This window comes from Pseudoalteromonas sp. GW168-MNA-CIBAN-0100 (genome assembly GCF_040309225.1).
Taxonomy (GTDB): Bacteria; Pseudomonadota; Gammaproteobacteria; order Enterobacterales; family Alteromonadaceae; genus Pseudoalteromonas; species Pseudoalteromonas arctica.
The window spans coordinates 1-294 of the sequence record NZ_JBEOOL010000407.1 but is presented as its reverse complement, the minus strand read 5'-3'; the positions used below and the strand labels follow the sequence as shown (position 1 = coordinate 294).

Below are 294 nucleotides of genomic sequence, written 5' to 3'. Positions count from 1 at the left end.
CAAGACAATTTTTAAAAACCTTCTCGCTGTTAAGCTTTAAATCATAGTTACAGTAGGCTATAGGCTAAGACTTTTCTGAGCGTTGCAGTTCATTACAAATTTCAACATTAAGATCAACAAAAGCATCCCAGGAAATCACAGAAGATAGACGTGTTTCATAATAATCCTCTACGCGACAAACAAGTGGGCGTTTGTTATAAATAGTACAAAGGTGTGTTTGCTCATCAAAATAACGACAAACCCCATCGCTGCGATCAAGAAAAGTTGTTTCCACGCTCTCATTCACTCTACGAC

General features: G+C 37.8%; 1 protein-coding gene. It reads right to left on the bottom strand.

Annotated elements, in window-relative coordinates; all coding sequences use genetic code 11:
• Positions 1-64 precede the first annotated feature (64 nt).
• Positions 65-294 (bottom strand): YkgJ family cysteine cluster protein (locus AAEY62_RS21710; RefSeq protein ID WP_350636462.1); only part of this gene is annotated, 230 nt, incomplete at its 5' end.